This window comes from Pseudomonas sp. 05N433, assembly GCF_056396925.1.
Map to the genome: position 1 here is coordinate 15,727 of NZ_JBFTML010000050.1, position 23,360 is coordinate 39,086.

The window sequence follows — 23,360 nt, forward strand, 5'->3', positions numbered from 1 at the left end:
GGAGTGTGGCGTCGGTGCCGGCTGGTTAATCTGCATGAAACGGGTCAACGGACATGAAGCCATGACAACTCAATCGCCAACAATCGCCACCGAAAACGATCCTCGCTGGGCCGCCGTGGTCGCGCGCGATCCACGTGCCGACGGGCAGTTTGTGTATGCGGTGAAAACCACCGGTATCTACTGTCGCCCCAGCAGCCTGGCACGCCTGCCGAAACCGCAGAACGTCGAATTCTTCGACACGGCCGAGCAAGCTCAGGCGGCGGGTTATCGCCCCAGCAAACGGGCCGCGAAAGATCACAGCGACGTCGCCGCGCAACACGCCGCGACCGTGGCCGCCGCGTGCCGTCAAATCGAATCCGCCGAAACGTTACCGGCGTTGAATGAACTGGCGGATGCAGCCGGTTTGAGCAGTTTCCACTTCCACCGCGTGTTCAAGGCCATCACCGGCCTGACGCCCAAGGGCTACGCCACCGCCCATCGTTCACGCAAGGTTCGCGAGCGCCTGACCGATGGCGGCACGGTTACCGATGCGCTGTATGACGCCGGATTCAATTCCAACAGCCGTTTCTATGAGGCGGCGGATCAATTGCTCGGCATGACACCCGGGGACTATCGCGCGGCCGGGCAGAACAACGACATTCGCTTTGCCGTCGGCCAGTGCTCTCTGGGAGCGATTCTGGTGGCACAAAGTGAGCGCGGAGTCTGCGCGATTCTGCTGGGCGACGACCCGCATCAACTGGTCTGCGACCTGCAGGACAAGTTTCGCCGCGCCAACCTGATTGGCGCCGATCACGAGTTCGAGCAGTTGATCGCCAAGGTCGTCGGCTTTATCGAAGCCCCGGCCCTCGGCCTGGATTTGCCGCTGGATGTACGCGGCACAGCGTTTCAAGAGCGGGTATGGCAAGCCCTGCGGGAGATTCCCGCCGGTAGCACCGCCAGTTACGCCGATATCGCTAAGCGCATCGGCGCGCCGAAAGCCATGCGCGCCGTGGCCCAGGCCTGTGGCGCGAATAGTTTGGCGGTGGCGATCCCTTGCCATCGCGTGGTGCGCAGCGACGGCAACCTGTCGGGTTACCGCTGGGGCGTGGAACGCAAGCGTCAGTTGCTGGAACTTGAAAACGCGTCCGGGTCCTGAATGCCGATATAGACCGCCACGGACTCAGGCCCGGTGTAGACCTCGAAGTCCGTGGCGAACTTGCGGCGAACCAGCGGGTTGTCCTCGAAGTAGGCCCAGATAAAGCCCCAGGCCTGAATGACGCTATCGGGCATCGCCCCTTTGGCGCTGAACACCAGGTAATCGCCGCCCTCAACCTGAATTTGCGCAAAGCCCTCGGAGGGCGCGGTGACTGCCACTCCCGCGGTCACATCGAAGTGGCCCGACGCGTCGGACTCGTAGTTGGAATACACGCCGTACATAAAGGAATCCGGTTGTTTGTGGGCGATCTTGTCGAAAATATCCTCGACGAAAAACCGTTCCCACATAGGGCCGATACGTGCGGTATCCGGCTGCTGCTCTGCTGCATTGCGGGTTCGCACCTGCAAACCCGAGACGCTGAAGGGCTGCACTTCGCGCAGTTTTACATCCATTGGTCGATATTCCTTGTTGCTACAGTTTGTCTGTTTGATTGATTGATTGATGCTGAAACGATCAACGATTGACGTCGACCACCACCCGGCCGCGCAACTGCCCGGCAAGCAAGCGCGGCGCGGCGTCGATGGCTTCGCTCAAGCCGATTTCGTGGCTGATCAGCGGTAGCAAGGCGAAATCCAGGTCCTTGGCCAGGCGATTCCAGGCCAGTATCCGCCGGGCTTTGGGTTGGGTCACGCTGTTGATCCCGGCCAGGGTCACGCCGCGCAATATGAACGGTGCGACGGACGCCGGGAAGTCCATGCCCTGGGCCAGGCCGCAGGCGGCGACGGTGCCGTTAGCCTTGGTGCTCGCACAAGCGTTGGCCAGTGTGTGGCTGCCGACCGAGTCGATCACCGCTGCCCAACGCTCCTTGGCCAACGGTTTGCCCGGCTCCGATAACGTGGCGCGGTCGATGATCTCACTGGCGCCCAATTGCTTGAGGTAGTCGTGTTCGGAGGTGCGGCCGGTGGAGGCCACCACGCGATAGCCGAGTTTGCTCAGTAGCGCGATGGCGAAACTGCCTACGCCACCGTTGGCGCCCGTCACCAGTACGTCGCCCTGTTCGGGACTCACGCCGTTGTGCTCCAGCGCCAGGATGCTCAGCATCGCCGTGTAGCCGGCCGTGCCGACGGCCATCGCTTGCGCGGCGGTGAACGCCTTGGGCAACGGAATCAGCCAGTCGCCATTCACGCGAGCTTTCTGCGCCAGCCCGCCCCAGTGTCCTTCACCCACACCCCAGCCGTTGAGCAGGACTTGATCACCGATCTTGTAGTCCGGATGACTGCTGACTTCGACGGTGCCTGCCAGATCGATCCCCGGCACCATCGGGAACTTGCGCACCACCGGGCTGCTGCCGGTGATCGCCAGGCCATCCTTGAAGTTCAGCGTGCTGTACGCCACACGCACCGTCACATCGCCCTCGGGCAATTGATCGTCAGCGATCTCTTGCAGCGTGGCCCGRTAACCGCTGTCATCTTTGTCGATCAGAATGCCTTTGAACATCACTGCCTCCTGGTGGAATCGTTCAGTTGTCGTGCTGTTGAAATAACACAGGGAACCCCATCACCGTACCCGACTTTAAGCCAATCCCCATCGGCTGGCGCCTTGCGGATCATCCTGTACGCATTAAAAACTCGACTGGCCTTGCGCCAGGCATTACTGATACAAACTTGCTTCTACCGTCCCTGCCCTGTTTCGACGTCGGAGAACACTGCACATGAGCCAATGGCCAGACACCCGCATTCTTGACCTGCTCGGGATCGAGCTGCCGATCATCCAGGGCCCTATGGCCGGCGCGACGACTTCGGCCATGGTGATTGCTGTGTGCAACGCCGGCGGCCTCGGCTCCATGCCCGCCGCAATGCTGAGCATCGAGCAGTTGCGCGAAGAACTGAAGACGATTCGCCAACACACCCAGCGTCCGTTCAACGTCAATTTCTTCTGCCACCAACCTCCGCCGCCGGATGAGCAGCGCGCCCGGGATTGGAAAAACCTGCTGGAACCGTACTACCGGGAATTGGGCGTCGACTTCGACGCACCGACGCCGGTGTCCAATCGCGCGCCTTTCGATAACGCGGCCTGCGAAGTGATCGAAGAGTTTTGTCCCGAAGTAGTGAGTTTTCACTTCGGCCTGCCGGAAAAATCGCTGCTGGATCGGGTAAAAGCCACCGGGGCGAAAGTTCTCTCCTCAGCGACTACGGTCGAAGAAGCCATCTGGCTGGAGCAGCATGGCTGCGATGCGATCATTGCGATGGGTTACGAGGCTGGCGGCCACCGGGGCATGTTCCTCAGTGATGACTTGAGCAGCCAGGTGGGTACTTTCGCGCTGGTGCCGCAGGTCGTTGATGCGGTGAAAGTGCCAGTCATTGCGGCGGGCGGGATTAGCGATGCGCGTGGCGTCGCAGCGGCTTTCATGCTGGGCGCATCGGCGGTTCAGGTAGGTACGGCTTATTTGTTCACGCCAGAGGCCAAGGTCAGCGCGTCCCACCACAAGGCGTTGCGCACGGCCAAGGAAAGCGAGACAGCGGTCACCAACATTTTCACCGGGCGCCCGGCGCGCGGGATTCTCAATCGGGTGATGCGTGAACTCGGGCCGATGAGCGCCAAGGCACCGGCCTTCCCCTTGGCGGGCGGTGCGCTGATGCCATTGCGGGCTAAAGGGGAAGCGGATTTCAGCAACCTTTGGGCCGGGCAGGCGTTCACCCTGGGCGTTGAACTGACTTCGGCAGAGCTTACCCGGTGTTTGGCGGATGAAGGATTGGCCAAATTGCTTCACCGCTAGGACGGGGCCCGTAGCAGCTGGCTGCGCCAGCTGCTACAGGGCGCGCGTGAATTCCGACGTGCACATCCCATTCGTTCCGTTTACAGGCATTTCGCTATATATTCTGATATATAGCGTATCACTCGCCTACCACGGAGCCGTTTCATGACCATGCGTGCCTCACGTTTTGCCCCTGTGTGCCTGTTCAGCGTGTTCGCTTTCGGGTCCGCCCACGCGGATGAAGTCCAGGTCGCCGTTGCCGCCAACTTCACCGCGCCGATCCAGGCCATCGCTGCCGATTTCGAGAAAGACACCGGGCACAAACTGGTCACCTCCTTTGGTGCAACCGGCCAGTTCTATACCCAGATCAAGAATGGCGCGCCGTTCGAAGTGTTGCTCTCGGCGGATGACACCACGCCACAAAAACTCGAGACCGAAGGCGACACCGTCAAGGGTTCGCGCTTCACCTACGCTATCGGCACGCTGGCGCTGTGGTCGGCCAAGGAAGGTTATGTCGACGCCAAGGGCAAGGTTCTGAGCGACAACCAGTATCAGCATCTTTCCATCGCCAACCCGAAAGCCGCCCCGTACGGTCTGGCTGCCACTCAGGTGCTGGCCAAGCAAGGCCTGACCGACAAGGTCAAAGGCAAGATCGTTGAAGGCCAGAACATCACCCAGGCTTACCAATTCGTGTCCACCGGCAACGCCGAACTCGGTTTTGTGGCCTTGTCGCAGATCTACAAAGACGGCAAAGTGACCAACGGTTCGGCCTGGATCGTTCCGGCCAACCTGCATGATCCGATCAAACAAGACGCGGTGATCCTCAACAAGGGCAAGGACAACCCGGCCGCCCAGGCATTGGTTGACTACCTCAAAGGGCCGAAAGCCGCCGCCGTCATCAAGTCCTATGGTTACCAACTCTAAATGACGCTATCGAGTGCCGATTACTCCGCGATCTGGCTGACCCTGAAACTGGCGTCCCTGACCACGGTCATCCTGCTGATCATTGGCACTCCGATTGCGTTATGGCTGTCGCGTACCCAATCCTGGTTACGCGGCCCGGTCGGGGCGATCGTCGCCCTGCCCCTGGTGCTGCCACCCACGGTGATTGGCTTTTATTTACTGTTGGCGCTTGGCCCGAACGGGTGGATCGGCCACTTCACCCAATCGCTGGGGCTCGGCACCCTGACCTTCAGTTTTGCGGGGCTGGTGATCGGCTCGGTGCTGTACTCGATGCCGTTCGTGGTCCAGCCGCTGCAAAATGCCTTTTCCGCCATCGGCACTCGCCCACTGGAAGTGGCCGCCACCTTGCGCGCCAACCCCTGGGACACGTTCTTCAGCGTGATTGTGCCGCTGGCCCGTCCCGGTTTCATCACTGCGGCCATTCTCGGTTTTGCCCACACCGTCGGCGAGTTTGGCGTGGTGCTGATGATCGGTGGCAACATTCCCGACAAAACCCGCGTGGTCTCGGTGCAGATCTACGATCACGTCGAAGCCATGGAATACGCCCAGGCCCATTGGCTGGCCGGGGCAATGCTGGTGTTCTCCTTTGCAGTGTTGCTGGCGCTCTACTCCAGCCGTAAAACCAAAGCGGCCTGGAGCTGACCCATGATTCAAACGCGCTTGAAACTGAGCTATTCGGGATTTGCCCTGGATATCGACTTGCAATTGCCCGGCCGTGGAGTGACTGCGCTCTATGGTCATTCCGGTTCGGGCAAAACCACCTGCCTGCGTTGCATCGCCGGTCTGGAACAGGCCGGGCAGGGTTTTATCCAGATCAACGATGAAGTCTGGCAGGACAGCGACAAGCGGATTTTCGTCCCGCCGCATAAACGCGCCCTGGGTTATGTTTTCCAGGAAGCCAGCCTGTTTCACCATCTGTCGGTGCGGGCCAATCTAGAATTCGGCCTCAAGCGCATCCCTCGCCAACAGCGGCGGGTCGACATGGCGCATGCCACGGAGTTACTGGGGATTGGCCATTTACTCGACCGCAATCCGCAGAATCTTTCAGGCGGCGAGCGCCAGCGTATCGGCATCGCCCGTGCCCTGCTCACCAGCCCCAAACTGTTGTTGATGGACGAGCCACTGGCGGCGCTCGATACCCAGCGTAAAAACGAAATCCTGCCGTACCTGCAACGGTTGCACGATGAGCTCGACATCCCCGTGCTGTACGTCAGCCATTCCCAGGATGAAGTCGCGCGGCTTGCCGATCACCTCGTCCTGCTCAGCAACGGCAAGGCTTTGGCCAGCGGCGCCATCGGCGAAACCCTGGCCCGGCTCGATCTGCCGCTGGCGCTGGGCGATGACGCCGGCGTGGTGATCGAAGGGCACGTCAGCGCCTATGACGCCGACTACCAGCTGCTGACCTTGCAACTGCCCGACACCGACCTGAGCATTCGGGTCGCCCACGCGCCGATGACCAAGGGCCAGGCATTGCGCTGCAAGGTTCAGGCGCGGGATGTCAGCCTGAGCCTGCAAGGCGTCGAACAGAGCAGCATCCTCAATCGCCTGCCTGTCACGGTGATCAGTGAAATCGGCGCCGACAACGCTGCTCACGTACTGATCCGCCTCAACGCGGCCGGCACACCGCTGCTGGCGCGAATCACCCGCTACTCCCGGGATCAACTGGGCGTGCACCCCGGCCAGCAACTCTGGGCGCAAATCAAAGCGGTGGCGGTGTTGGCCTGAAATCTGTCGGCATTCTTTAGGCACCCCGGCAATGGCGCGTGGTCAATGGCTTAACACCCTGACTCGCCGCCCGGGATTGCCTGCCATGCCAGATACCGCGTTGCCCGATGGACTGCCGTCCGACCTGCATTACGTCGACGACAGCCAGCCTGGCATCACCCGCAAGAAGCTGCGTGGCGCATTCGGCTATTTCGCCCCGTCGGGTCAGCGCATTACCGATCCGGATGAAATCAAACGCATCAATGCCCTCGCAGTACCGCCCGCTTACACCGATGTATGGATTTGCCCCGACCCGCGCGGTCATCTGCAAGCCACCGGTCGCGATGCCCGTGGCCGCAAGCAATACCGGTATCACCCGCGCTGGCGCGAAGTACGCGATGCCGACAAATATTCACGTTTGCGGGACTTCGGCCTGGCCCTGCCGAAACTGCGCAAGCAGCTTGAAACCCTGTTGGCGACTCCCGGCTTCAGTCGCGACAAGGTGATGGCCACGGTGATTACCTTGCTCGATGCGACGCTGATCCGGGTTGGCAACACGCAGTACGCCCGGGACAACCGCTCCTATGGCCTGACGACCCTGCGCAACCGTCACGTCGAGATCAACGGCAGCGCGATCATGTTCCAGTTTCGCGGCAAGAGCGGCATCGAGCACCAGATCACCGTAAAAGACCGGCGCCTGGCGCGGATCATCAAGCGCTGCCTGGAGATTCCCGGGCAAAACCTCTTTCAGTATCTGGACGAAAACGGTGACCGGCACACCGTCAGCTCCTCCGACGTCAACGCTTACTTGCAAATGCTGACCGGCGCCGACTTCACCGCCAAGGATTACCGCACCTGGGCCGGCAGTGCGCTGGCGTTGGCAGTGTTGCGCAAGCTGCAGTGGCAATCGCCAGCCGATGCAAAGCGGCAGGTGGTGGACATGGTCAAGCATGTCGCCCGGCAACTGGGCAATACCCCGGCGGTTTGCCGCAAGTGCTACATCCACCCGGCGGTCGTCGATGAGTTTATGCAAGGCGCATTGGCCGGACTGYCGCCGTCGCGGGGGCGTAAAAGGCTCAGAGCAGAGGAAGTGGCGCTGGCGGTGTTTCTGGAGAAGCTCATCGAGAAGGCTGAAACACCATGAGTCGTCTTCAGGGGTGCACTGAACCGACGAACTGACCCACCAGTTTTTTGCATGATCGCAAAGCGCTTCTATGCTTGATCTGAACACGAACAGCTTCGGTGGACGCCATGGAAGACATTTTCGTTGTGAAACGCTGCAACAAGATCATCGTTCATGGCCGCCGGGCCGGAGAAACCGGTCACCCACCACCCGACGCCGCCGTCTGGTATCGCATCATCGATACCCGTACTCGCGGCTTTATCGGTGACGGTTACGATCTTGAAGAGGACGCCAGGCGCGAATGTCGCAGGCTTAACGAGGCCAGTTCGCCGGTGTCGCACGGGTTGGCTTGACGCCGGCCACTTTCATTTTCCGGGTCTATACTTGAAGGAGCTGAAGGACCAGCGACCCATCGGCAGAAAGCTCGCTCCCCCGCGGGCTTTTTGTTGCCCTTTAGCCGATTTCCTTGAACGGAGGTGATTGTCATGTCCGAGAAAGAGTCTATCGCCACCCTGCTCACCCTGCTTGACTCCCGTCAGGCCCGCCTTGCTGCTGCGTGCAAGGAGATCGCCGACTGGGTCGATCATCAAGGGGGGCATCCGACAGCGCTCAGGATTCGTGACCGCTTGAACGACATCGAGAAGGACACGCCGCAGATTCGCAGCGCGTTGTCTGCACTCAAACATGTCGAGCCGCCACTGCCTCGGTTCAAATCAGGCGACCGCGTTATTTGAGCCAGGGACAGAGTCCAATTCAGCACACCTGAGCGGTGACCTCTTCGTCACCGTGGTTATGCCTGCCTGCCAGACTCGCGCTACATCCCAACCCGACCCAGTTTGCCGGGCTTTTTTTATTCGTGCCTTCGACCATTTCACACCGTCTTCACAACCGAACTCCTACAGTTCACTTGCTCCTTTGAAAACATCCCCTGGCCCGCCCGCATGCGGGCCATTTTTTTGCCTGCCGTAACGCGAACGAACGCCCTCACCCGCCAGGTGTCGAACGCTTACACATCACGAAGGAGTATGTCCCATGGTCACTCACTTCAAAACCGGCGGGCACCTGGCCTGCGGGCACAAAGGCAGCAACCTCACTTCCAGCAGCATATTGAACCGGGTGAAATGCAGAAGCTGCCGCAACACCGATGCGTACAAGGAAGCGCGCAAAGCCGAACGCAACGCCGCACGTCGGGCCGCACGCAAAGCCAAAGCCACCCACGCCGCCAACGACTGGCGCACAGAGTGGACCCAACGGCTGATCGAGATGCCCGGACTGCAACGGCTACCGCGTGGCTTTACTGGCCAGCCATTTGTATAGCTGACACGCCAGGCGTGAGGATTTCCTCTAGAAAATCGATAAACACATTGATCCGGCTAGAGCCCCGGTGATTGGGCAAGTACAGCGCATTGATGCAACTGCTTGCACTGCCGGGGTTGACTTCGTAATGCTCCAACAACCGTGTCAGCCGGCCTGCGGCGACATCGTCGCGTACCAGCCAGTCGGCCAACAGGGTCACCCCGCCGCCGGCGATTGCCGCTTCGCGCAGGATGTCGGCGTTGTTGCTTTGCAGGCGGCCGTGCACATTGAGCTGGATGGTTTCCTTGTCGCCCTGGAACGTCCAGCACTGGTGCGAACCAGCGTAATCAAAGCGCAGGCATTGGTGCTCGAGCAAGTCGCGAGGATGACACGGCGCCGTGTGGCGGCTCAGGTAATCCGGGCTGGCCACCACCCAGCGCTGGAAGGCCCCTACCCGTTTACTGACGATGTCTTCACTGACCACCGACGATCCCAGACGCACCGACACGTCGATCTGTTCGCTCAGCAGGTCGCTGACCTGATCGCTCAACGAAACGCTTATTTCCAGCCCCGGATGGCGCTCGAGCAAACGGCCCAGATGCGGCGCGATGATCCGCCGACCGAACTCGACAGGGACGCTGATCCGCAGGCGTCCTTGCGCCTCGCTGCCACGGTCGGCAACCACGGCATCGGCTTCGTCGATGGCGTCAAGAATCGCCACAGCCTTTTCGAAATAGGTTTGCCCGGCGACGGTCACGCTGGTGTTGCGTGTCGTGCGGTTGAGCAGGCTGGCGCCCAGCTCGTTTTCCAGCCCCGCCACCTGGCGAGTGACCGAAGACGTCGAGATGCCGAGCTTGCGCGCCGCGGAGGAATAACCGCCGCAACGCACGGTTTCAACAAACATCTTCAGTGCCAGCAACTTGTCCATAAGCGGAATCCGGTCAAAAAGAAACGGTGATGATAGTGCATCACCGTTCGCCAGCCGTCTTGTATGACCGTGCTTCACCGGACTCCCCCACACCCGGCGCTCAGGCATTGGCCTTGCGGCCGAGGAACATCACCAAAGCCAGGGTCGGGAGCAATGCCACCGACGCGGCAGACAGGTTCCAGCCGAAGTGCTCGTAGAGCGGGCTCGCCACCAGCGATCCCAAGGCACCGCCAACGAAGATACTGGTCATGTACACGGCGTTGAGTCGTGCCCGGCTGTGCGGGTCGATGGCGTACACCTCGCGCTGGCCCAGCACCATGTTCAGTTGCACGGCGAAATCCAGCAGCACCGCACACACCACCAGCCATAGGTAGCTGCTGCCGGGCAGCGCAGCGATCAACAATGAAACCGGTGCCAGCAGCAGTGCGACCCGTGTTCCGCGGTGGCCGTGGCCGGCATCGGCCAAGCGCCCGGCAATCGGCGCAGCGACTGCACCTACCGCTCCGACCAGGGCAAAAATCGCCACCTGCGCCTGGCTGAAACCGTGGTGACGCATCAGCTCAATCGGTGCAAGCGTCCAGAACAGGCTGAAGCTGGCGAACAATAACCCCTGATACAACGAACGTTGACGCAGCACCGGATGGCGACGAGCCAGGGTAAACACCGAGCCGATCAGCGCGGCATAAGTCGCCTGATGCGTCGGCACACGGCGCGGCAGCGCAGCCGCGGTGATCAGGGCGATGACGGCCATCAGTGCCGCCGCGCTGTAAAACACCCCGCGCCAGCCGAACACTTCCACCAACAGGCTGGACAGCGGACGCGACAACAGAATGCCCAACAGCAGCCCGCTCATGATATTTCCCACCACACGACCTCGCGTGGCTTCGGGTGCCAGATGCGCCGCCAGTGGCACCAGAATCTGCACCGCAACCGAAGTAAGGCCGATCAGCAATGAAAACACGAGGAACATCGACGGCGAGTGCGTCAGCCCGGCACACAACAGCGTAACGCTCGCCGCGAGGGTGAAACCCACGACCAGACGCCGGTTTTCCATCAGGTCGGCCAGCGGCACCAGCAACAGCAGACCCAGCGCATAACCAAACTGTGTGAGTGAAACGATCAGGCTGGCATTGGCGCTGGACAGGCCGATCTGTGGCGCGATCAATTCGACAATCGGCTGGGCGTAATAGAGGTTGGCCACGACCGCGCCGCAGCAAAATGCCAGGAACGCGACCATCAGGCCGGAGAGTGAAGCAGGCTGTTCGGCCTTGGCCGCTGCTGCGGGGTTACCCGTGAGCATGATGACACCTCGTTGAGTTCGGGAAAGTGATGCCAAGGCTAAGGGCACGGGTCGATGCAGAGAATCCGTGCCCCCTGCAACGGAGTGATGCGCCATCCGCAACGGTGCCGGCGTTGCTGTTGGCGCAATGCGCTATTGCGCGACCTGGCAATACTCCGGCGCTTGCGCTTTCTCTAACCTTGGGCACTTGGCGCAGGGCTCTCCATCAGCGCCCTTCCCCGGTTGTTCAAGGAGCTGTTCATGACCCCGAATCCATCATCAATGCCCTCCGCGCGTCCCTCGCGTTGCAAATCCTCATGAAGGGCAACTTCCTGAGATCCAGCCCCCTCTGGATCAGCACGGCCGTCCTCGCTTCGATAGGCGCAATCGGCGCAGCGATGCTGATGTGGCGCCCGGCGATAGCACCGATTGAGCGCCCGCGAACGTTCGATGCCGCGCAATTGCAGCGCGGTGCGCGGGTGGTCGAAGCAGGCGATTGTGCGGTGTGCCATACGCGTCCGGGCGGTCAATACCTGGCGGGCGGGCTGCCGCTGGTGACGCCGTTCGGCACGCTCTATAGCACCAACATCACACCTGATCCGCAGACCGGTATCGGCCAATGGTCACTGCCGGCGTTCGAGCGGGCGATGCGTGAAGGGATCTCCCGCGATGGCCACTTCCTATACCCCGCCTTCCCGTACGTGCACTACCGGCGCATGAGCGAAGGCGACATTGCCGACGCGTATGCGTACTTGATGAGCGGTCCTGCCGTGAACTCACCGGCCATGCAAAACCGCATGAATTTCCCGATGAACATCCGGCCGCTGGTGTCGTTCTGGAATCTGCTGTTCCTGCATGCAAAGCCGCTGACGCCGGTGGCGCAGCAATCTGAAGCGTGGAATCGCGGACGTTATCTGGTTGAAGGCCCCGGCCACTGCGCGGGCTGCCATTCACCGTTGAACCTGATCGGTGCCGAGAAGTCCGGCGAGAGCCTCGCGGGCGGTAAGGTGGATGGCTGGGAGGCGCCTTCGCTGCTCGGCATGGCCCGTCGCGCAAACCCGTGGAGCACTGAGCAGTTGGTCCACTATCTGCGGGCAGAAGTGGTGGACGGGCACGGCACAGCCGCGGGCCCGATGCGCCCGGTCAGCCTCAGTCTGGCTCGCTTGCCGGTCAGTGACGCCGAGGCGATTGCCGAGTATTTGCTGAGCCTGCAAACCAAGGCTGCGATCACCGAAATCCAACCCGGCGCCGGGAACGTTGAGACCTTGGACCAGACCAGCGGCGCCCTGCTGTTCGCCAGTGCCTGCGCCGGTTGTCATGCCCCTGCGGCGCCGATGCGCGAGATCGACGGGCGTCCGGCGCTGGATCGCACCTCGGCACTGCAAGCCCCAAGCGCACGCAACTTCCTGAAAACCGTGCTCGAAGGCGTGCCGGCAATTCCGGGCGTGCCCGGACCGGTCATGCCGCCGTTTGCCGCCAGCCTGAACAACATTCAACTCGCAGCCCTGGCGTCATACCTGCGCCAGCAAGCCAGGCCTGACCAACCCTGGACAGAGCTTTCTTCCACTATTGAAGCGATCCGTCAGGAGACGAAATGACCCAAGTCACGCTCAACGTCAACGGCTCGGCCCAAGCCTTGGAGCTGGAACCTGACATGCCGCTGCTCTATGCGCTGCGTAATCATCTGGGGCTGAACGGCGCCAAGTACGGGTGTGGTTTGGGGCAGTGCGGCGCCTGTACGGTCATCGTCGATGACAAGCCGGTTTTTTCTTGCGTGACGCCCTGCGCGGGCCTTGAGGGCAAGAAGGTTCGAACGGTTGAAAGCCTAGGTTCTGCTGAACGTCCCGGCCCTTTGCAGAAAGCCTTTATCGACAAACAGGCGGCTCAATGCGGCTACTGCATCGCCGGCATGCTGATGCGCGCGCAGTCATTGCTTGAAAGCAATCCGCACCCGGACGAGCAGACCATTCGCGAGCACATGGCAGGCAACCTGTGTCGTTGCGGCACCCACCTGCGGATTATCGAGGCAATCAGCCTGGTGGCCGGGCAAAACGGGAGCGCGACATGACCGTGGAGAAAAAAGTCGACCACAGTCGCCGGGCTTTCTTGCGTGGAGGCGCCTTGCTGGTGGCGTTTACCCTGGTGCCGGCAGCGCGTCGTGCATGGGCCGACACCGAAGTGGATACCCTCGGCACGGTGGTGCTGGCGCCTGATCTGCCCGGCAGCCTGCGCACCAATCCCTACCTCGATGCGTGGATTCGCGTGGGCCCTGAAGGCATCACCGTCTACACCGGCAAGGTCGAATTGGGCACTGGCGTCAAAACAGCCTTGCTGCAAATTGCCGCCGAACGTCTGGAGGTTTCGCCGACGGCGATCAACCTGCTGACTGCCGACACTGCCCTGACGCCCAACGAAGGCTACACCGCTGGCAGCCATAGCATTTTCGACAGCGGCACCGCGCTGTTCAACGCGGCGGCGCAGGTGCGTGAGTTATTGCTGCAGTCGGCCGGGCGCAGCTGGGAGGTGGCACCGCCATTGTTGACGACGCAGGAAGGCGTCATTCACGGCCCTGCCGGACAACGAATGTCCTACGCTGACGCCGTCGAAAACGTCGATCTGCACCTCTATGCCAAGTCCGAATCGCCGGCAATGCCCGCGACGGGCTTCAAGCTGATCGGTCATTCGCTGCAACGACTGGACATTCCGGCAAAAGTCAGCGGCGGCCCTGCATTTGTTCAGGACATTCGTCTGCCGGGCATGCTGCACGCTCGGGTCATTCGCCCTCCTCGTCCCGGCTGCACGCTGGAAGCCTTCGACGCGGAGTCGATGAAAACGTTGTCCGGGGTTGTGCAGGTGATTCGCGACGGCAATTACCTTGCCGTGGTGGCGCGTGATGAATGGCAAGCGATCAAGGCCATGCGCAGCGGATATGAATCGGCGCGCTGGAGCGGTGGACAAGCGATACCCGAGTCACGGGACATCCACACATTGCTCGAGCGCCTGCCTTCACGCCGCTACCCGATCAGCCATGAGGGAACCCCACAGGTGGCGACCGACAAGAGCTATCGAGCGCGCGTGACCAAGCAATACCTGATGCACGGATCCATCGGCCCGTCCTGCGCCGTGGCCTGGTTCAAGGACGGCACCCTCACCGTCTGGACCCACACCCAAGGCGTGTATCCGCTGCGCGCCGGGATCGCCGAAATGGTGCGGCTACCGCCCGAGCGCGTTCGCTGTATCCACACCGAAGGGTCCGGTTGTTACGGCCACAACGGCGCAGACGATGCAGCGGCCGACGCGGCGTTGATTGCCATGCGAATACCGGGCACGCCGGTGCGAGTGCAGTGGATGCGCGAGCAGGAAAATCTCTGGGAACCCTACAGCTCGGCGATGGTGACTGAAGTGCAGGCCAATCTTGATGCGCAAGGTCGACTGCAGGACTGGAACTATGAACTGTGGACCACGCCGCATAACGAACGCATCGTCAACGCGGGCCGGTTGCTGCCGGCGCGACTGCTGGCCCGACCGTTCATCTCTGCGCCTTCGGTGCCCATCGCTCAACCTGAAGGCGACGGCGATCGCAATGCCGTGCCGCTGTACACGCTGGCATCCACGCGCATCAACATGAACTTCGTCACTGAGATGCCGTTTCGCACCTCTGCCATGCGCTCGCTGGGCGCGCACATCAACATCTTCGCAATCGAGGCGTGCATCGATGAGCTTGCCGCCAGGGCCGGGAGCGATCCGGTGGCCTTGCGCCTTGCCCATCTGGCGGATCCCCGGGCGCGGGCCGTGGTGGAGCGCGTGCGCGACGCCATCGGCTGGCCGCAAAAAAGCAGCGAACCTGGCGCGGGCATCGGCTTCGCGTTTGCCCGCTACAAAAACATCATGGGCTATTGCGCGATCGCGGTGCGCTTGCGCGTACATCCGCAGACCGGCGAGGTGCAGGTCGATCACGTCGTCACGGCGGTAGACGTCGGGCAAATCGTCAATCCCGATGGCCTGCGCAACCAGGTGGAAGGCGGGATCGTGCAGTCCACCAGTTGGACGCTGTATGAAAAAGTCGCCTATGACGCCGGGGGCATACGCAGCTACGACTGGAGTGGCTACCCGATCCTGCGCTTTTCGCAGGTGCCGAAAAAGGTCGACGTGCACCTGCTCGACCAGCCGGGRCAGCCGTTTCTCGGCGCCGCCGAAATCGTCCAGGGACCGATGGCCGCCGCCCTCGGCAATGCCGTGGCGAACGCTACCGGCCGACGCTGGCTGAACCTTCCTTTGACCCGCTCGGAGCAACCGTCCTGACCCTGCGCAGCGTTGCGTTTCACGCAATGCAGCGTAGAGGCTGATGCGGATTATCAAGCGGCATGCAGCGGATTAACTTACGGCCATACGGTGCCTGGCCAAACGTCCATCGCCGCCCTGCTCCCTCTATTCGAAATCTGGAGAAACTCTATGACGCAGCAACTGTTCCAACCCATCGCATTGGGGCCGTACACACTCCCGCACCGAGTGGCGATGGCGCCGCTGACCCGCTCTCGTGCCGGGCAACCGGGCGATGTCCCTACGGCCATGAACGCCGAGTATTACCGTCAGCGTGCGAGTGCCGCATTGATCATCACCGAGGCGACGCAAATCTCCCGACAGGGCCAGGGCTATGCCTGGACCCCGGGCATCTACAGCGATGAGCAGGTACAGGCCTGGCGCGAAGTCAGCAGCCAGGTGCACGAGGCCGGCGGTTTGATCTTCATGCAACTCTGGCACGTGGGCCGCGTGTCGCACCCAAGCTTTCAGCCCGACAACGCCCTCCCGGTGGCCCCGAGCGCATTACCCGTGCCGGGCAAGACGTTCATCGTCGACGCGGATGGCAAAGGCGTGTGGGGCGATGTGCCGGTTCCGCGGGCACTGGAAACCTCGGAGATCGCTGACATCATCAACGACTACCGCCGGGCCGCGCGCAATGCGCTGAACGCCGGGATGGATGGCGTGGAAATTCACGCAGGCAACGGCTATCTGTTGGATCAGTTCATCAACAGCAACAGTAACCAGCGCGAGGATAGCTACGGCGGCAGCCTGGAAAACCGTGCGCGCCTGTTATTGGAAGTGGTTGCGGCCGTCGTCGACGAAGTCGGTGCGCAGCGCGTGGGCGTACGCCTCACGCCGATGGGACGCTTCATGGGCATGGGCGATGAGACGCCGCAAGCTACGTTCGGCCACATCGTGCGTTCGTTGAACCAGTGGAATCTGGCCTACCTGCACCTCGTCGAGCCTGCCGTCGTCGGCACCGTCAAGGACGAGAACTTCGATCCGCGCTGGGATGCAATCATCGGCCAACTGCGTGCAGCGTGGGACGGCGTGCTGATGATCGCCGGTGGCTACGACCCCGAGACGGCGGAACWGGCCTTGATCGACGGCCGCGCGGACATCATCGCGTTCGGCAGACCGTTTCTGGCCAACCCTGATCTGCCACGGCGAATTCGCGACGGGTTGTCGCTCAATGCGCCGGATCCGAGCACCTTCTTCGGTGGCGATCAGCGTGGATACGTGGATTACCCGGCTCACTCCTGACAGGTGAATCCAGACCATCAATGCACCTTGGCGCGCCCGTGGGCGCCCTGTCCGACGGGCAGGAGCGCCGCGCCAAGGAATTGATGCTGCGTGCAATCAGCCGCAGCGTTTGCATCAGCGAACTGGCTGAACAATGCGCTCTAACACAACCTCCAGTGGATGGCGCAATTGCGTGTTGGCGAAGCGCTTCACCTGACTGCGGCAGGAGTATCCCGTCGCCAGCGCCTCACCCTTTTTGTCCAGCTTGCCGGCCCATGACTGCTCGAAAATGGTCCGCGAGGTGTCCTGGTTCCGGGCTTCATGACCGTAGGTTCCAGACATGCCGCAGCAGCCGGTCGCCTCAGTCGTCAGCTTGAGCCCGAGCCGGGCAAAAACGGTTTCCCATTGCGAAGTGCTGGCCGGGACATTGGTTTTCTCGGTGCAGTGCGCCAACAAGCGGAATGTATCAGTCGCCGGATGCGGATTTTCCGGCAACGCATCGCAGAGCCATTCCTGGGGTAGCAGGACCTTTGGGCAATCGTTGAGCCCCGGTACTTTCTGATATTCCTGGCGGTAGACCAGGGTCATCGCCGGGTCCAGACCCACCAGCGGCACTCCACAGTCGGCGAGCGCCTTGAGCTGATGGGCGTTGCGGATCGCCGCCTTGGCGAAGGCACCTAGGAAACCCTGCACATGTAAAGGCTTGCCGTTGGGGCTATAGGGCGCCAGAAACACCCGATAACCCAGCTGATGCGCCAACTGAATGAAGCTCGCCAGCAATGGGGTTTCGAAGTACCGGGTGAAGGCGTCCTGCACCAGCACCACGCTGCGCTCGCGTTGCGCGACAGTGAGCTCGCGCAAGGCTGGCACACTGGCGACAGCGACCTTGCAGCGGGTCAGCGTGGCCTGCAGGTTATGGCGATTGATCAACGGACTGTCGAGCATACCGACCTGTCGCTCAAGCAGACGGCTCACCCATTTCGAGCTCATCACCGCGTTGTACACACCTGGCGCGTAGGCCATGTAAGGCAGGGTGAACTCCAGCGAGCCGATCAAATAGTCGCGCAGCGGGCGTTGATAACGACCGTGGTACAGCTCCAGAAATCGCGAACGGAATTCCGGCACGTTGACCTTGACCGGGCATTGTCCCGCACAGGATTTACAGGCCAGACACCCCGCCATCGCGTCGTAGACCTCATGGGAGAAATCCGCCTCGCCACGCGAGCGCGCCAGGTTATTGCGCAACCGCGTTGGCAACCCGCTCAGCCACGACAATTTGCCTCGGGCCGCTTGCAGTACATCGATATTGGCCGCGCCTTGCAGACGCAACCACTCGCGAATCAATGAGGCCCTGCCCTTTGGCGAATGCTGGCGTTCACGGGTGGCTTTCCACGACGGGCACATCGCATCGTTGGGATCGTAGTTGTAGCAGGCGCCATTACCGTTGCAGTGCACGGCGGAGCCGAAGCTTTGCCAGACGCGCTCGTCGATTTGCCGGTCCAGGTCACCACGCAGCGTGACTTCATTGACCTTGAGCAAGCCTTGGGCGGCGTCCGGCGGAGTGCAGATTTTGCCGGGATTGAGCTGATTGTGCGGGTCGAACGCCCCCTTGAGCGATTGCAGCGCCGGGTACAGCTCGCCAAAAAACTCGGGGACATATTCCGAACGCAAACCTTTGCCGTGCTCACCCCACAGCAGCCCCCCATAACGCCGGGTCAGCTCGGCCACGGCATCGGAAATCGGCTTGACCAGAGCGGCCTGGGCCGGATCTTTCATATCCAGCGCCGGACGTACATGCAACACACCGGCATCGACGTGACCGAACATGCCATAGGCCAGGCCATGGCTATCCAGCAAGGCGCGGAACTCAGCGATGTAGTCAGCCAGTTTCTCCGGCGGCACGGCGGTGTCTTCGACGAAAGGCTGCGGGCGAACCTCGCCGTCGACGTTACCCAGCAGCCCGACCGAGCGTTTGCGCATGGTGTATACGCGGGTCACGGCTTCGGCCCCCTCGGCCAGGGTGTGGCCCAGTCGCTCAATCGTCGTGTCGGCCTGCAGATGCTCCACGAACGACGCCACGCGAGCATTTACGTCCACCAGGTCTTCCCCGCTGAACTCCACCAGGTTGATGCCCAGCGTCGCGCGCCCGGCGTCCGTCGGGAAGTACTCGGCGACGCTGTGCCAGACGATGTCTTTCATCGCCAGCATCAACACTTTGGAGTCCACGGTTTCGATGGACAACGGTTTGTGCGCCAATAACGCATTAGCGTCGCGCAACGCATCCATGAAGCTGCTGTAGCGCACGTTCACCAACACCGAATACTTGGGAATCGGCAGCACGTTGAGCTTGGCCTCGACGATGTAGCCCAACGAACCTTCCGCACCGCACAGCACACTGTTGAGGTTGAAACGCCCGTGCTCGTCGCGCAGGTGCGCCAGGTCGTAACCGGTCAGGCAGCGGTTGAGTTTCGGGAATACCGACTCGATCAGGTCGGCCTGGGTTTCCTGAATGTGCCGCGCCGTCCGGTACACCTCGCCGATGCGGCCGGATTGCGTGCATGCCACTTCCAGCTCCGCGTCGGACAGAGGCCGGCTGTGCAGGCGCTCGCCACCGAGCAGCACACTGTGCAGTTCCAGCACGTGATCGTGGGTTTTGCCATAGGTGCAACTCCCCTGGCCGCTGGCGTCGGTGTTGATCATGCCGCCGACGGTGGCGCGGTTGGACGTCGACAGCTCCGGGGCGAAGAACAGCCCATGGGGTTTGAGCGCGGCATTCAGCTGGTCCTTGACCACGCCCGCCTGCACCCGCACCCAACGCTCGGCGACGTTGATTTCCAGGATGGTGTTCATGTGCCGCGACAAGTCGACCACGATGCCATCGGTCAATGACTGGCCGTTGGTGCCGGTGCCGCCGCCTCGCGGGGTCAGCTTGATCTGGCGAAAGCGTGGTTCGGCCATCAAGGTCGCGATGCGTGCGATGTCGTCCGCGTCCATGGGGAACACCGCCGCTTGCGGCAGGCGCTGGTAAATCGAGTTGTCGGTCGCCAGCACGGTGCGGGTGGCGTAGTCGGCGCTGAGCTGGCCACGAAAGCCGCTGGCGCGCAGGGCCTGAAGAAATTCCGGGTAGTGTGCCGCGAGTGCAACGGTGGGCAACTGAGCGATCATCGCAGGCTGTTCTCTTGTCGGTCTAATCATGGAAAAAATCAAAACACTTGTCGCCTGAGCATTAATGGGTCAGCCTCAGGTCGTCGGCTACGCCAATGATCCTGCAGGCTCTGGCGCCGGACAAACGGATAATCCTGCCGCTATCGATGACTTTTACGAATGAATTACCGTCACCTCACGCCCTCGATGTCGTTGCTGCTGGCCTTTGAGGCCGCCGCCCGCCATGAAAGCTACACCCGTGCCGCGATGGAACTGTCACTGACCCAAAGCGCCGTGAGCCGGCAAGTCCAGGCGCTGGAACAGCAACTGGGCCTGACGCTGTTTCGCCGTGAAGGCCGGCAAGTGCAGTTGACCGATGTCGGTCGTCTCTACCAGCGGGAAATGAGCGAAGCGCTCGGACGCATCCGCAGCGCCACGTTGCAAGCCATGGCTTATCAATCCGGCAGCGGCACCTTGCGCCTGGCCACCTTGCCGACTTTCGGCTCGAAGTGGTTATTGCCGCGCCTTCATGACTTCTACAAAACCCATCCCGGCATGCTGGTGCACATCAATTCCCGGATCGACGCCATCGACTTCGAAACCAGCGGTATCGATGCCGCGATCGTCGTCGGCAATGCCGATTTGCCGGGTCTGATCAGCCATCGCCTGCACACCGAAGAACTGATGGTGATCATTTCTCCAGAAGTGGCCGAGCTCCACGACGCCTGGACGCCGGAGCGCATTGGCGCACAGACACTGCTCAACGTCGCAAACAACGCCAACGTCTGGGGCGAGTGGTTCAGCCATCACGGCCTGCCCCATCGAATGATGCGGCTGGGGCCGAGTTTCGAACTCACCTCGCACTTGATCCAGGCCGTCAGGGCTGGCATCGGCATCGGTTTGGTGCCACGTATTCTAGTGGCCGACGAGTTGGCCAACGCAGAGCTGATCAGCCTCGACCAGCCGTTCGCCAGCCAGCGCAGCTACTACCTGACCTACCCGCCGCGCAACGAAATGCTGCCATCGCTTATCGCGTTCCGTACCTGGTTGCTGGAACAGATCTAAACGAGCGCGAAGAACAGGCTGTCCACTTTGTTCTTCTATGATGTCCATCAGTTGCGCGCGCAACTGCGGGATTTTTGATGCATTGGTGGCAAGGGAATTGAGGAATCCATGACTGACCGCGAACAACTCCATCGAGATGGCTTTGCGCTGCTCCGTCGAGCGATCCCGGCCGAGTGGCTGGGTGACATTGTGAACGCCTTGGCATATTTCGACGATTATGGCCCCGAGAACGGCGCAACACGTCTCGTTCCCGGCAGCCATCGCCCTGACCAGGAAGCGCCGCCATTCGACTTCAATGACGAGTCCCGGTCCGTGCAGCTTTCAGGCTCCGTGGGTGACATCCTGGTGTTTGATGTGGATTTAGTGCATGCGGGCAGTCTGAACTCGATCGGCGCACGCCGACGCTCCATCCTGATCAGTTATTTTGCAGAGACGTTATACGCGTCACACCCGGAAACGGTGAGCCTGCGCAGTATCCGGATGGACACGACCGATCGGTTCGACCCTTCGGATTTTACCTGCTCAAGCGGCTCACAAATTTTCTCACCGTTTAAAGCCAGTAAAATCAGCACCTCAAAATAAATTGCGGAAGAACTCATAGCTGCCGCGATGCCTCCAGTTGGCCAAGGCAAAGCAGGCGGACGTCGGTCTAGAGAGATGACTTCTGCTGGCGCAAGTTCAGCTAGTCTAATCACATCACGTACCCAGGAACCGTACCAATGCCGGATCGCTCTGAAGTGAACATAGCCATAACAGACGCTCTCACACTGCTGCTGCACAATCAGCACGCCATATGTGCAGCCATTGGTGACAAATTGGTTCTCTGAAAATGGAACCGAGAATGTCGCCGCTAACGCAATGGCGGCCATGGAAACGCTGGATATCAATGCTCAAAGCCTGACAGACGCCAGTCTGCCTATGCGTTGGGCACCTGACTAAACATTCCGTTGCGGGGTCATCCCCATGAGACACAGCGAAAGGCACAAAACACACCGGACAGGCTGGCTTCGCGCTGCTGTTCTTGGCGCGAATGACGGTATCGTTTCAACGGCTAGCCTCGTCCTGGGAGTTGCGGCGGCCGGTGCGAGTTCAAAGAGCATTCTGGTCGCAGGTGTTGCCGGCCTTGTCGCCGGAGCAATGTCGATGGCGGCTGGTGAATATGTATCGGTCAGTTCCCAAGCCGACACCGAACGCGCAGACTTGCTTCGGGAAAGTAAAGAGTTGGCCGCCAACCCCAAGCAGGAGTACGAAGAGCTGGTTGCCATTTACGTCGAGCGGGGATTGGATACAGCGCTGGCTTCAAACGTTGCCACACAGTTGATGCAACACGATGCTCTGGGCGCTCATGGACGCGACGAATTGGGGATATCCGATACATTGGCCGCGCGTCCTGTGCAAGCTGCCTTTGCCTCCGCAGCGACTTTCTCTGTGGGCGCTGCATTACCATTACTGGTGGTTCTGATGGTTCCGACTGCTGCACTTATGTGGGGGGTTGCTGGCAGCTCGCTTCTGTTTCTCGGGCTCTTAGGAGTTCTGGCTGCCCATACCGGCGGCGCCCCCATGATTGCTTCAACTGCTCGTGTCACCTTTTGGGGGGCCCTGGCAATGGCGTTGACCGCTGCGGTGGGTACCCTGTTTGGGGTAGCAGCATAAATGTTTGATAATGAGCAGAACAACATAATGGCCGTCTCGTGGACTATGATGATGGATTGTCTCATTGAGGCGCAAATACCTTTACCCCTCGCGGCGTTTCAATCGATGAGTTCCTGRGCAGTGGCTGCCAGCTGACTGCCAACCCGGTCTTTTAACGTGTCAATAAAGCGAGCGATTTTTGCGTCGACAAACTGTCGTGAGGTGTAGACGGCATAAACCGTTCATAGAACCGCCGCCCCGCATCGGTGACCGCGTTCCGTACCTGGTTGCTGGACCAGATCTAAACGAGCGCGAAGAACAGGCTGTCCACTTTTGCTCTTCTATGATGTCCATCAGTTACGCGCGCAACTGCAGGATTTTTGATGCGTTGGTGGCAAGGGAATTGAGGAATCGATGACTGACCGCGAACAACTCCATCGAGATGGCTTTGCGCTGCTCCGTCGAGCGATCCCAGCCGAGTGGCTGGGTGACCTTCGTGCCGTGTTCGATGCGGGCGTGAAGCCGGCGGACCAATGGCCAGTGCCGCGTGGCATGGATTGGCGCCATTCGCTGCTGGATTCTGATTCGAAGATTCAGGCGGTGTGTCGTCTGCCGGAGCTGCTGGCGGTGGTGGGTGAATTGATCGAAGAGCGGTTTTTCCTCTCGCAGGTGGAGGGTCGCGAGCCCCTTGCAGGTGGCGGTCATCAGCAGCTGCACCGCGACTTGTCGGTCCAACGGCCAGGCGACATTGTGAACGCTATTGCTTACTTCGACGATTATGGCCCCGAGAAC

General features: G+C 61.1%; 22 protein-coding genes and 1 pseudogene. 18 read left to right on the forward strand and 5 right to left on the reverse strand.

Annotated elements, in window-relative coordinates; genetic code table 11:
* Nucleotides 1-61 precede the first annotated feature (61 nt).
* Nucleotides 62-1,135: a bifunctional DNA-binding transcriptional regulator/O6-methylguanine-DNA methyltransferase Ada gene (gene ada / locus AC1DIS_RS23170; protein ID WP_192350424.1), complete on the forward strand. Its 1,074-nt coding sequence runs from the start codon at nt 62-64 to the stop codon at nt 1,133-1,135.
* Here the strand turns inward: ada and AC1DIS_RS23175 are convergent.
* Entirely contained in the window at nt 1,099-1,587 is a 489-nt protein-coding gene (locus tag AC1DIS_RS23175) for a GyrI-like domain-containing protein (RefSeq protein WP_477743155.1), read from the reverse strand. The genes ada and AC1DIS_RS23175 overlap by 37 nt on opposite strands.
* A gap of 61 nt (nt 1,588-1,648) precedes the next feature.
* Complete coding sequence (gene acuI, locus AC1DIS_RS23180) at nt 1,649-2,632, reverse strand: acrylyl-CoA reductase (NADPH) (protein WP_477743156.1); 984 nt, start codon at nt 2,630-2,632, stop codon at nt 1,649-1,651.
* 214 nt (nt 2,633-2,846) lie between these two features.
* On the opposite strand from acuI, the gene AC1DIS_RS23185 reads away from it, so the two are divergent.
* The 8 genes from AC1DIS_RS23185 to AC1DIS_RS23220 all read left to right on the forward strand — a co-directional run bounded on the left by AC1DIS_RS23185 (nt 2,847) and on the right by AC1DIS_RS23220 (nt 8,997).
* Nucleotides 2,847-3,911, forward strand: coding sequence for an NAD(P)H-dependent flavin oxidoreductase (locus AC1DIS_RS23185; RefSeq protein WP_477743157.1), 1,065 nt, complete (start codon nt 2,847-2,849; stop codon nt 3,909-3,911).
* A gap of 150 nt (nt 3,912-4,061) precedes the next feature.
* Nucleotides 4,062-4,814, forward strand: a complete 753-nt coding sequence (modA, locus tag AC1DIS_RS23190; protein WP_372240865.1) for a molybdate ABC transporter substrate-binding protein — start codon at nt 4,062-4,064, stop codon at nt 4,812-4,814.
* Nucleotides 4,815-5,495 carry a molybdate ABC transporter permease subunit gene (gene modB, locus AC1DIS_RS23195; RefSeq protein WP_018929058.1) on the forward strand — a complete coding sequence of 227 codons (681 nt, stop codon included), beginning with the start codon at nt 4,815-4,817 and terminating at the stop codon, nt 5,493-5,495. It begins immediately after the preceding gene.
* A gap of 3 nt (nt 5,496-5,498) precedes the next feature.
* The gene (gene modC, locus AC1DIS_RS23200) at nt 5,499-6,578 is read left to right on the forward strand and encodes a molybdenum ABC transporter ATP-binding protein (RefSeq protein WP_138867479.1); all 1,080 of its coding nucleotides are present in this window, start codon (nt 5,499-5,501) and stop codon (nt 6,576-6,578) included.
* A gap of 85 nt (nt 6,579-6,663) precedes the next feature.
* The gene (locus tag AC1DIS_RS23205) at nt 6,664-7,701 is read left to right on the forward strand and encodes a DNA topoisomerase IB (protein ID WP_477781099.1); all 1,038 of its coding nucleotides are present in this window, start codon (nt 6,664-6,666) and stop codon (nt 7,699-7,701) included.
* A 107-nt stretch (nt 7,702-7,808) separates the two neighbouring features.
* A complete protein-coding gene (locus AC1DIS_RS23210; RefSeq protein ID WP_192350416.1) occupies nt 7,809-8,033 on the forward strand; it encodes a hypothetical protein in 225 nt (74 codons plus the stop codon).
* 132 nt (nt 8,034-8,165) lie between these two features.
* Nucleotides 8,166-8,414, forward strand: coding sequence for a hypothetical protein (locus tag AC1DIS_RS23215; RefSeq protein WP_018929055.1), 249 nt, complete (start codon nt 8,166-8,168; stop codon nt 8,412-8,414).
* A gap of 298 nt (nt 8,415-8,712) precedes the next feature.
* Nucleotides 8,713-8,997 carry a hypothetical protein gene (locus AC1DIS_RS23220; RefSeq protein ID WP_477743159.1) on the forward strand — a complete coding sequence of 95 codons (285 nt, stop codon included), beginning with the start codon at nt 8,713-8,715 and terminating at the stop codon, nt 8,995-8,997.
* On the opposite strand, the gene AC1DIS_RS23225 is transcribed toward AC1DIS_RS23220, so the two are convergent.
* A complete protein-coding gene (locus AC1DIS_RS23225) occupies nt 8,975-9,904 on the reverse strand; it encodes a LysR family transcriptional regulator (RefSeq protein ID WP_018929053.1) in 930 nt (309 codons plus the stop codon). The two genes, AC1DIS_RS23220 and AC1DIS_RS23225, sit on opposite strands and share 23 nt — an antisense overlap.
* A gap of 100 nt (nt 9,905-10,004) precedes the next feature.
* Nucleotides 10,005-11,204 carry an MFS transporter gene (locus tag AC1DIS_RS23230; RefSeq protein WP_138867477.1) on the reverse strand — a complete coding sequence of 400 codons (1,200 nt, stop codon included), beginning with the start codon at nt 11,202-11,204 and terminating at the stop codon, nt 10,005-10,007.
* Between the two features lie 377 nt (nt 11,205-11,581).
* Between AC1DIS_RS23230 and AC1DIS_RS23235 the strand changes: the two genes are divergently transcribed.
* The 4 genes from AC1DIS_RS23235 (at nt 11,582) to AC1DIS_RS23250 (ending at nt 16,748) form a co-directional block, all read left to right on the forward strand.
* On the forward strand, nt 11,582-12,781 hold the full coding sequence (locus tag AC1DIS_RS23235; protein WP_477743161.1) for a c-type cytochrome: 1,200 nt from the start codon (nt 11,582-11,584) through the stop codon (nt 12,779-12,781).
* Entirely contained in the window at nt 12,778-13,251 is a 474-nt protein-coding gene (locus AC1DIS_RS23240) for a (2Fe-2S)-binding protein (protein ID WP_105345943.1), read from the forward strand. The genes AC1DIS_RS23235 and AC1DIS_RS23240 overlap by 4 nt, the downstream gene beginning before the upstream one ends.
* Nucleotides 13,248-15,485: a xanthine dehydrogenase family protein molybdopterin-binding subunit gene (locus tag AC1DIS_RS23245; RefSeq protein ID WP_477743162.1), complete on the forward strand. Its 2,238-nt coding sequence runs from the start codon at nt 13,248-13,250 to the stop codon at nt 15,483-15,485. Before AC1DIS_RS23240 ends, AC1DIS_RS23245 begins: the two co-directional genes overlap by 4 nt.
* Nucleotides 15,486-15,635: 150 nt before the next feature.
* Nucleotides 15,636-16,748: an alkene reductase gene (locus AC1DIS_RS23250; protein WP_477781100.1), complete on the forward strand. Its 1,113-nt coding sequence runs from the start codon at nt 15,636-15,638 to the stop codon at nt 16,746-16,748.
* A 114-nt stretch (nt 16,749-16,862) separates the two neighbouring features.
* Here AC1DIS_RS23250 and ydiJ read toward each other — a convergent pair whose 3' ends face one another.
* The gene (ydiJ, locus tag AC1DIS_RS23255; protein ID WP_477743164.1) at nt 16,863-19,892 is read right to left on the reverse strand and encodes a D-2-hydroxyglutarate dehydrogenase YdiJ; all 3,030 of its coding nucleotides are present in this window, start codon (nt 19,890-19,892) and stop codon (nt 16,863-16,865) included.
* A 159-nt stretch (nt 19,893-20,051) separates the two neighbouring features.
* Between ydiJ and AC1DIS_RS23260 the strand changes: the two genes are divergently transcribed.
* The 5 genes and pseudogenes from AC1DIS_RS23260 to AC1DIS_RS23280 all read left to right on the forward strand — a co-directional run.
* Entirely contained in the window at nt 20,052-20,936 is an 885-nt protein-coding gene (locus tag AC1DIS_RS23260; protein WP_096480274.1) for a LysR substrate-binding domain-containing protein, read from the forward strand.
* Between the two features lie 108 nt (nt 20,937-21,044).
* The gene (locus AC1DIS_RS23265) at nt 21,045-21,518 is read left to right on the forward strand and encodes a phytanoyl-CoA dioxygenase family protein (protein ID WP_111453252.1); all 474 of its coding nucleotides are present in this window, start codon (nt 21,045-21,047) and stop codon (nt 21,516-21,518) included.
* A 137-nt stretch (nt 21,519-21,655) separates the two neighbouring features.
* A pseudogene (locus AC1DIS_RS23270) lies at nt 21,656-21,875 on the forward strand (hypothetical protein).
* Between the two features lie 24 nt (nt 21,876-21,899).
* The gene (locus AC1DIS_RS23275) at nt 21,900-22,589 is read left to right on the forward strand and encodes a VIT1/CCC1 transporter family protein (protein ID WP_111453251.1); all 690 of its coding nucleotides are present in this window, start codon (nt 21,900-21,902) and stop codon (nt 22,587-22,589) included.
* 393 nt (nt 22,590-22,982) lie between these two features.
* On the forward strand, nt 22,983-23,360 hold a 378-nt coding region (locus AC1DIS_RS23280), incomplete at its 3' end, for a phytanoyl-CoA dioxygenase family protein (RefSeq protein WP_477781101.1).

Excerpts from the sequence above, each read along its gene's own strand:
- AC1DIS_RS23235 (WP_477743161.1), top strand. The coding sequence starts at position 11,582 with ATGCTGATGTGGCGCCCGGCGATAGCACCGATTGAGCGCCCGCGAACG.
- AC1DIS_RS23175 (WP_477743155.1), bottom strand. The coding sequence starts at position 1,587 with ATGGATGTAAAACTGCGCGAAGTGCAGCCCTTCAGCGTCTCGGGTTTG.
- modC (WP_138867479.1), top strand. The coding sequence starts at position 5,499 with ATGATTCAAACGCGCTTGAAACTGAGCTATTCGGGATTTGCCCTGGAT.
- AC1DIS_RS23265 (WP_111453252.1), top strand. The coding sequence starts at position 21,045 with ATGACTGACCGCGAACAACTCCATCGAGATGGCTTTGCGCTGCTCCGT.
- AC1DIS_RS23210 (WP_192350416.1), top strand. The coding sequence starts at position 7,809 with ATGGAAGACATTTTCGTTGTGAAACGCTGCAACAAGATCATCGTTCAT.
- ydiJ (WP_477743164.1), bottom strand. The coding sequence starts at position 19,892 with ATGATCGCTCAGTTGCCCACCGTTGCACTCGCGGCACACTACCCGGAA.
- AC1DIS_RS23260 (WP_096480274.1), top strand. The coding sequence starts at position 20,052 with ATGAATTACCGTCACCTCACGCCCTCGATGTCGTTGCTGCTGGCCTTT.
- AC1DIS_RS23225 (WP_018929053.1), bottom strand. The coding sequence starts at position 9,904 with ATGGACAAGTTGCTGGCACTGAAGATGTTTGTTGAAACCGTGCGTTGC.
- modB (WP_018929058.1), top strand. The coding sequence starts at position 4,815 with ATGACGCTATCGAGTGCCGATTACTCCGCGATCTGGCTGACCCTGAAA.
- AC1DIS_RS23230 (WP_138867477.1), bottom strand. The coding sequence starts at position 11,204 with ATGCTCACGGGTAACCCCGCAGCAGCGGCCAAGGCCGAACAGCCTGCT.
- AC1DIS_RS23240 (WP_105345943.1), top strand. The coding sequence starts at position 12,778 with ATGACCCAAGTCACGCTCAACGTCAACGGCTCGGCCCAAGCCTTGGAG.
- AC1DIS_RS23215 (WP_018929055.1), top strand. The coding sequence starts at position 8,166 with ATGTCCGAGAAAGAGTCTATCGCCACCCTGCTCACCCTGCTTGACTCC.
- AC1DIS_RS23185 (WP_477743157.1), top strand. The coding sequence starts at position 2,847 with ATGAGCCAATGGCCAGACACCCGCATTCTTGACCTGCTCGGGATCGAG.
- modA (WP_372240865.1), top strand. The coding sequence starts at position 4,062 with ATGCGTGCCTCACGTTTTGCCCCTGTGTGCCTGTTCAGCGTGTTCGCT.
- AC1DIS_RS23275 (WP_111453251.1), top strand. The coding sequence starts at position 21,900 with ATGAGACACAGCGAAAGGCACAAAACACACCGGACAGGCTGGCTTCGC.
- ada (WP_192350424.1), top strand. The coding sequence starts at position 62 with ATGACAACTCAATCGCCAACAATCGCCACCGAAAACGATCCTCGCTGG.
- AC1DIS_RS23220 (WP_477743159.1), top strand. The coding sequence starts at position 8,713 with ATGGTCACTCACTTCAAAACCGGCGGGCACCTGGCCTGCGGGCACAAA.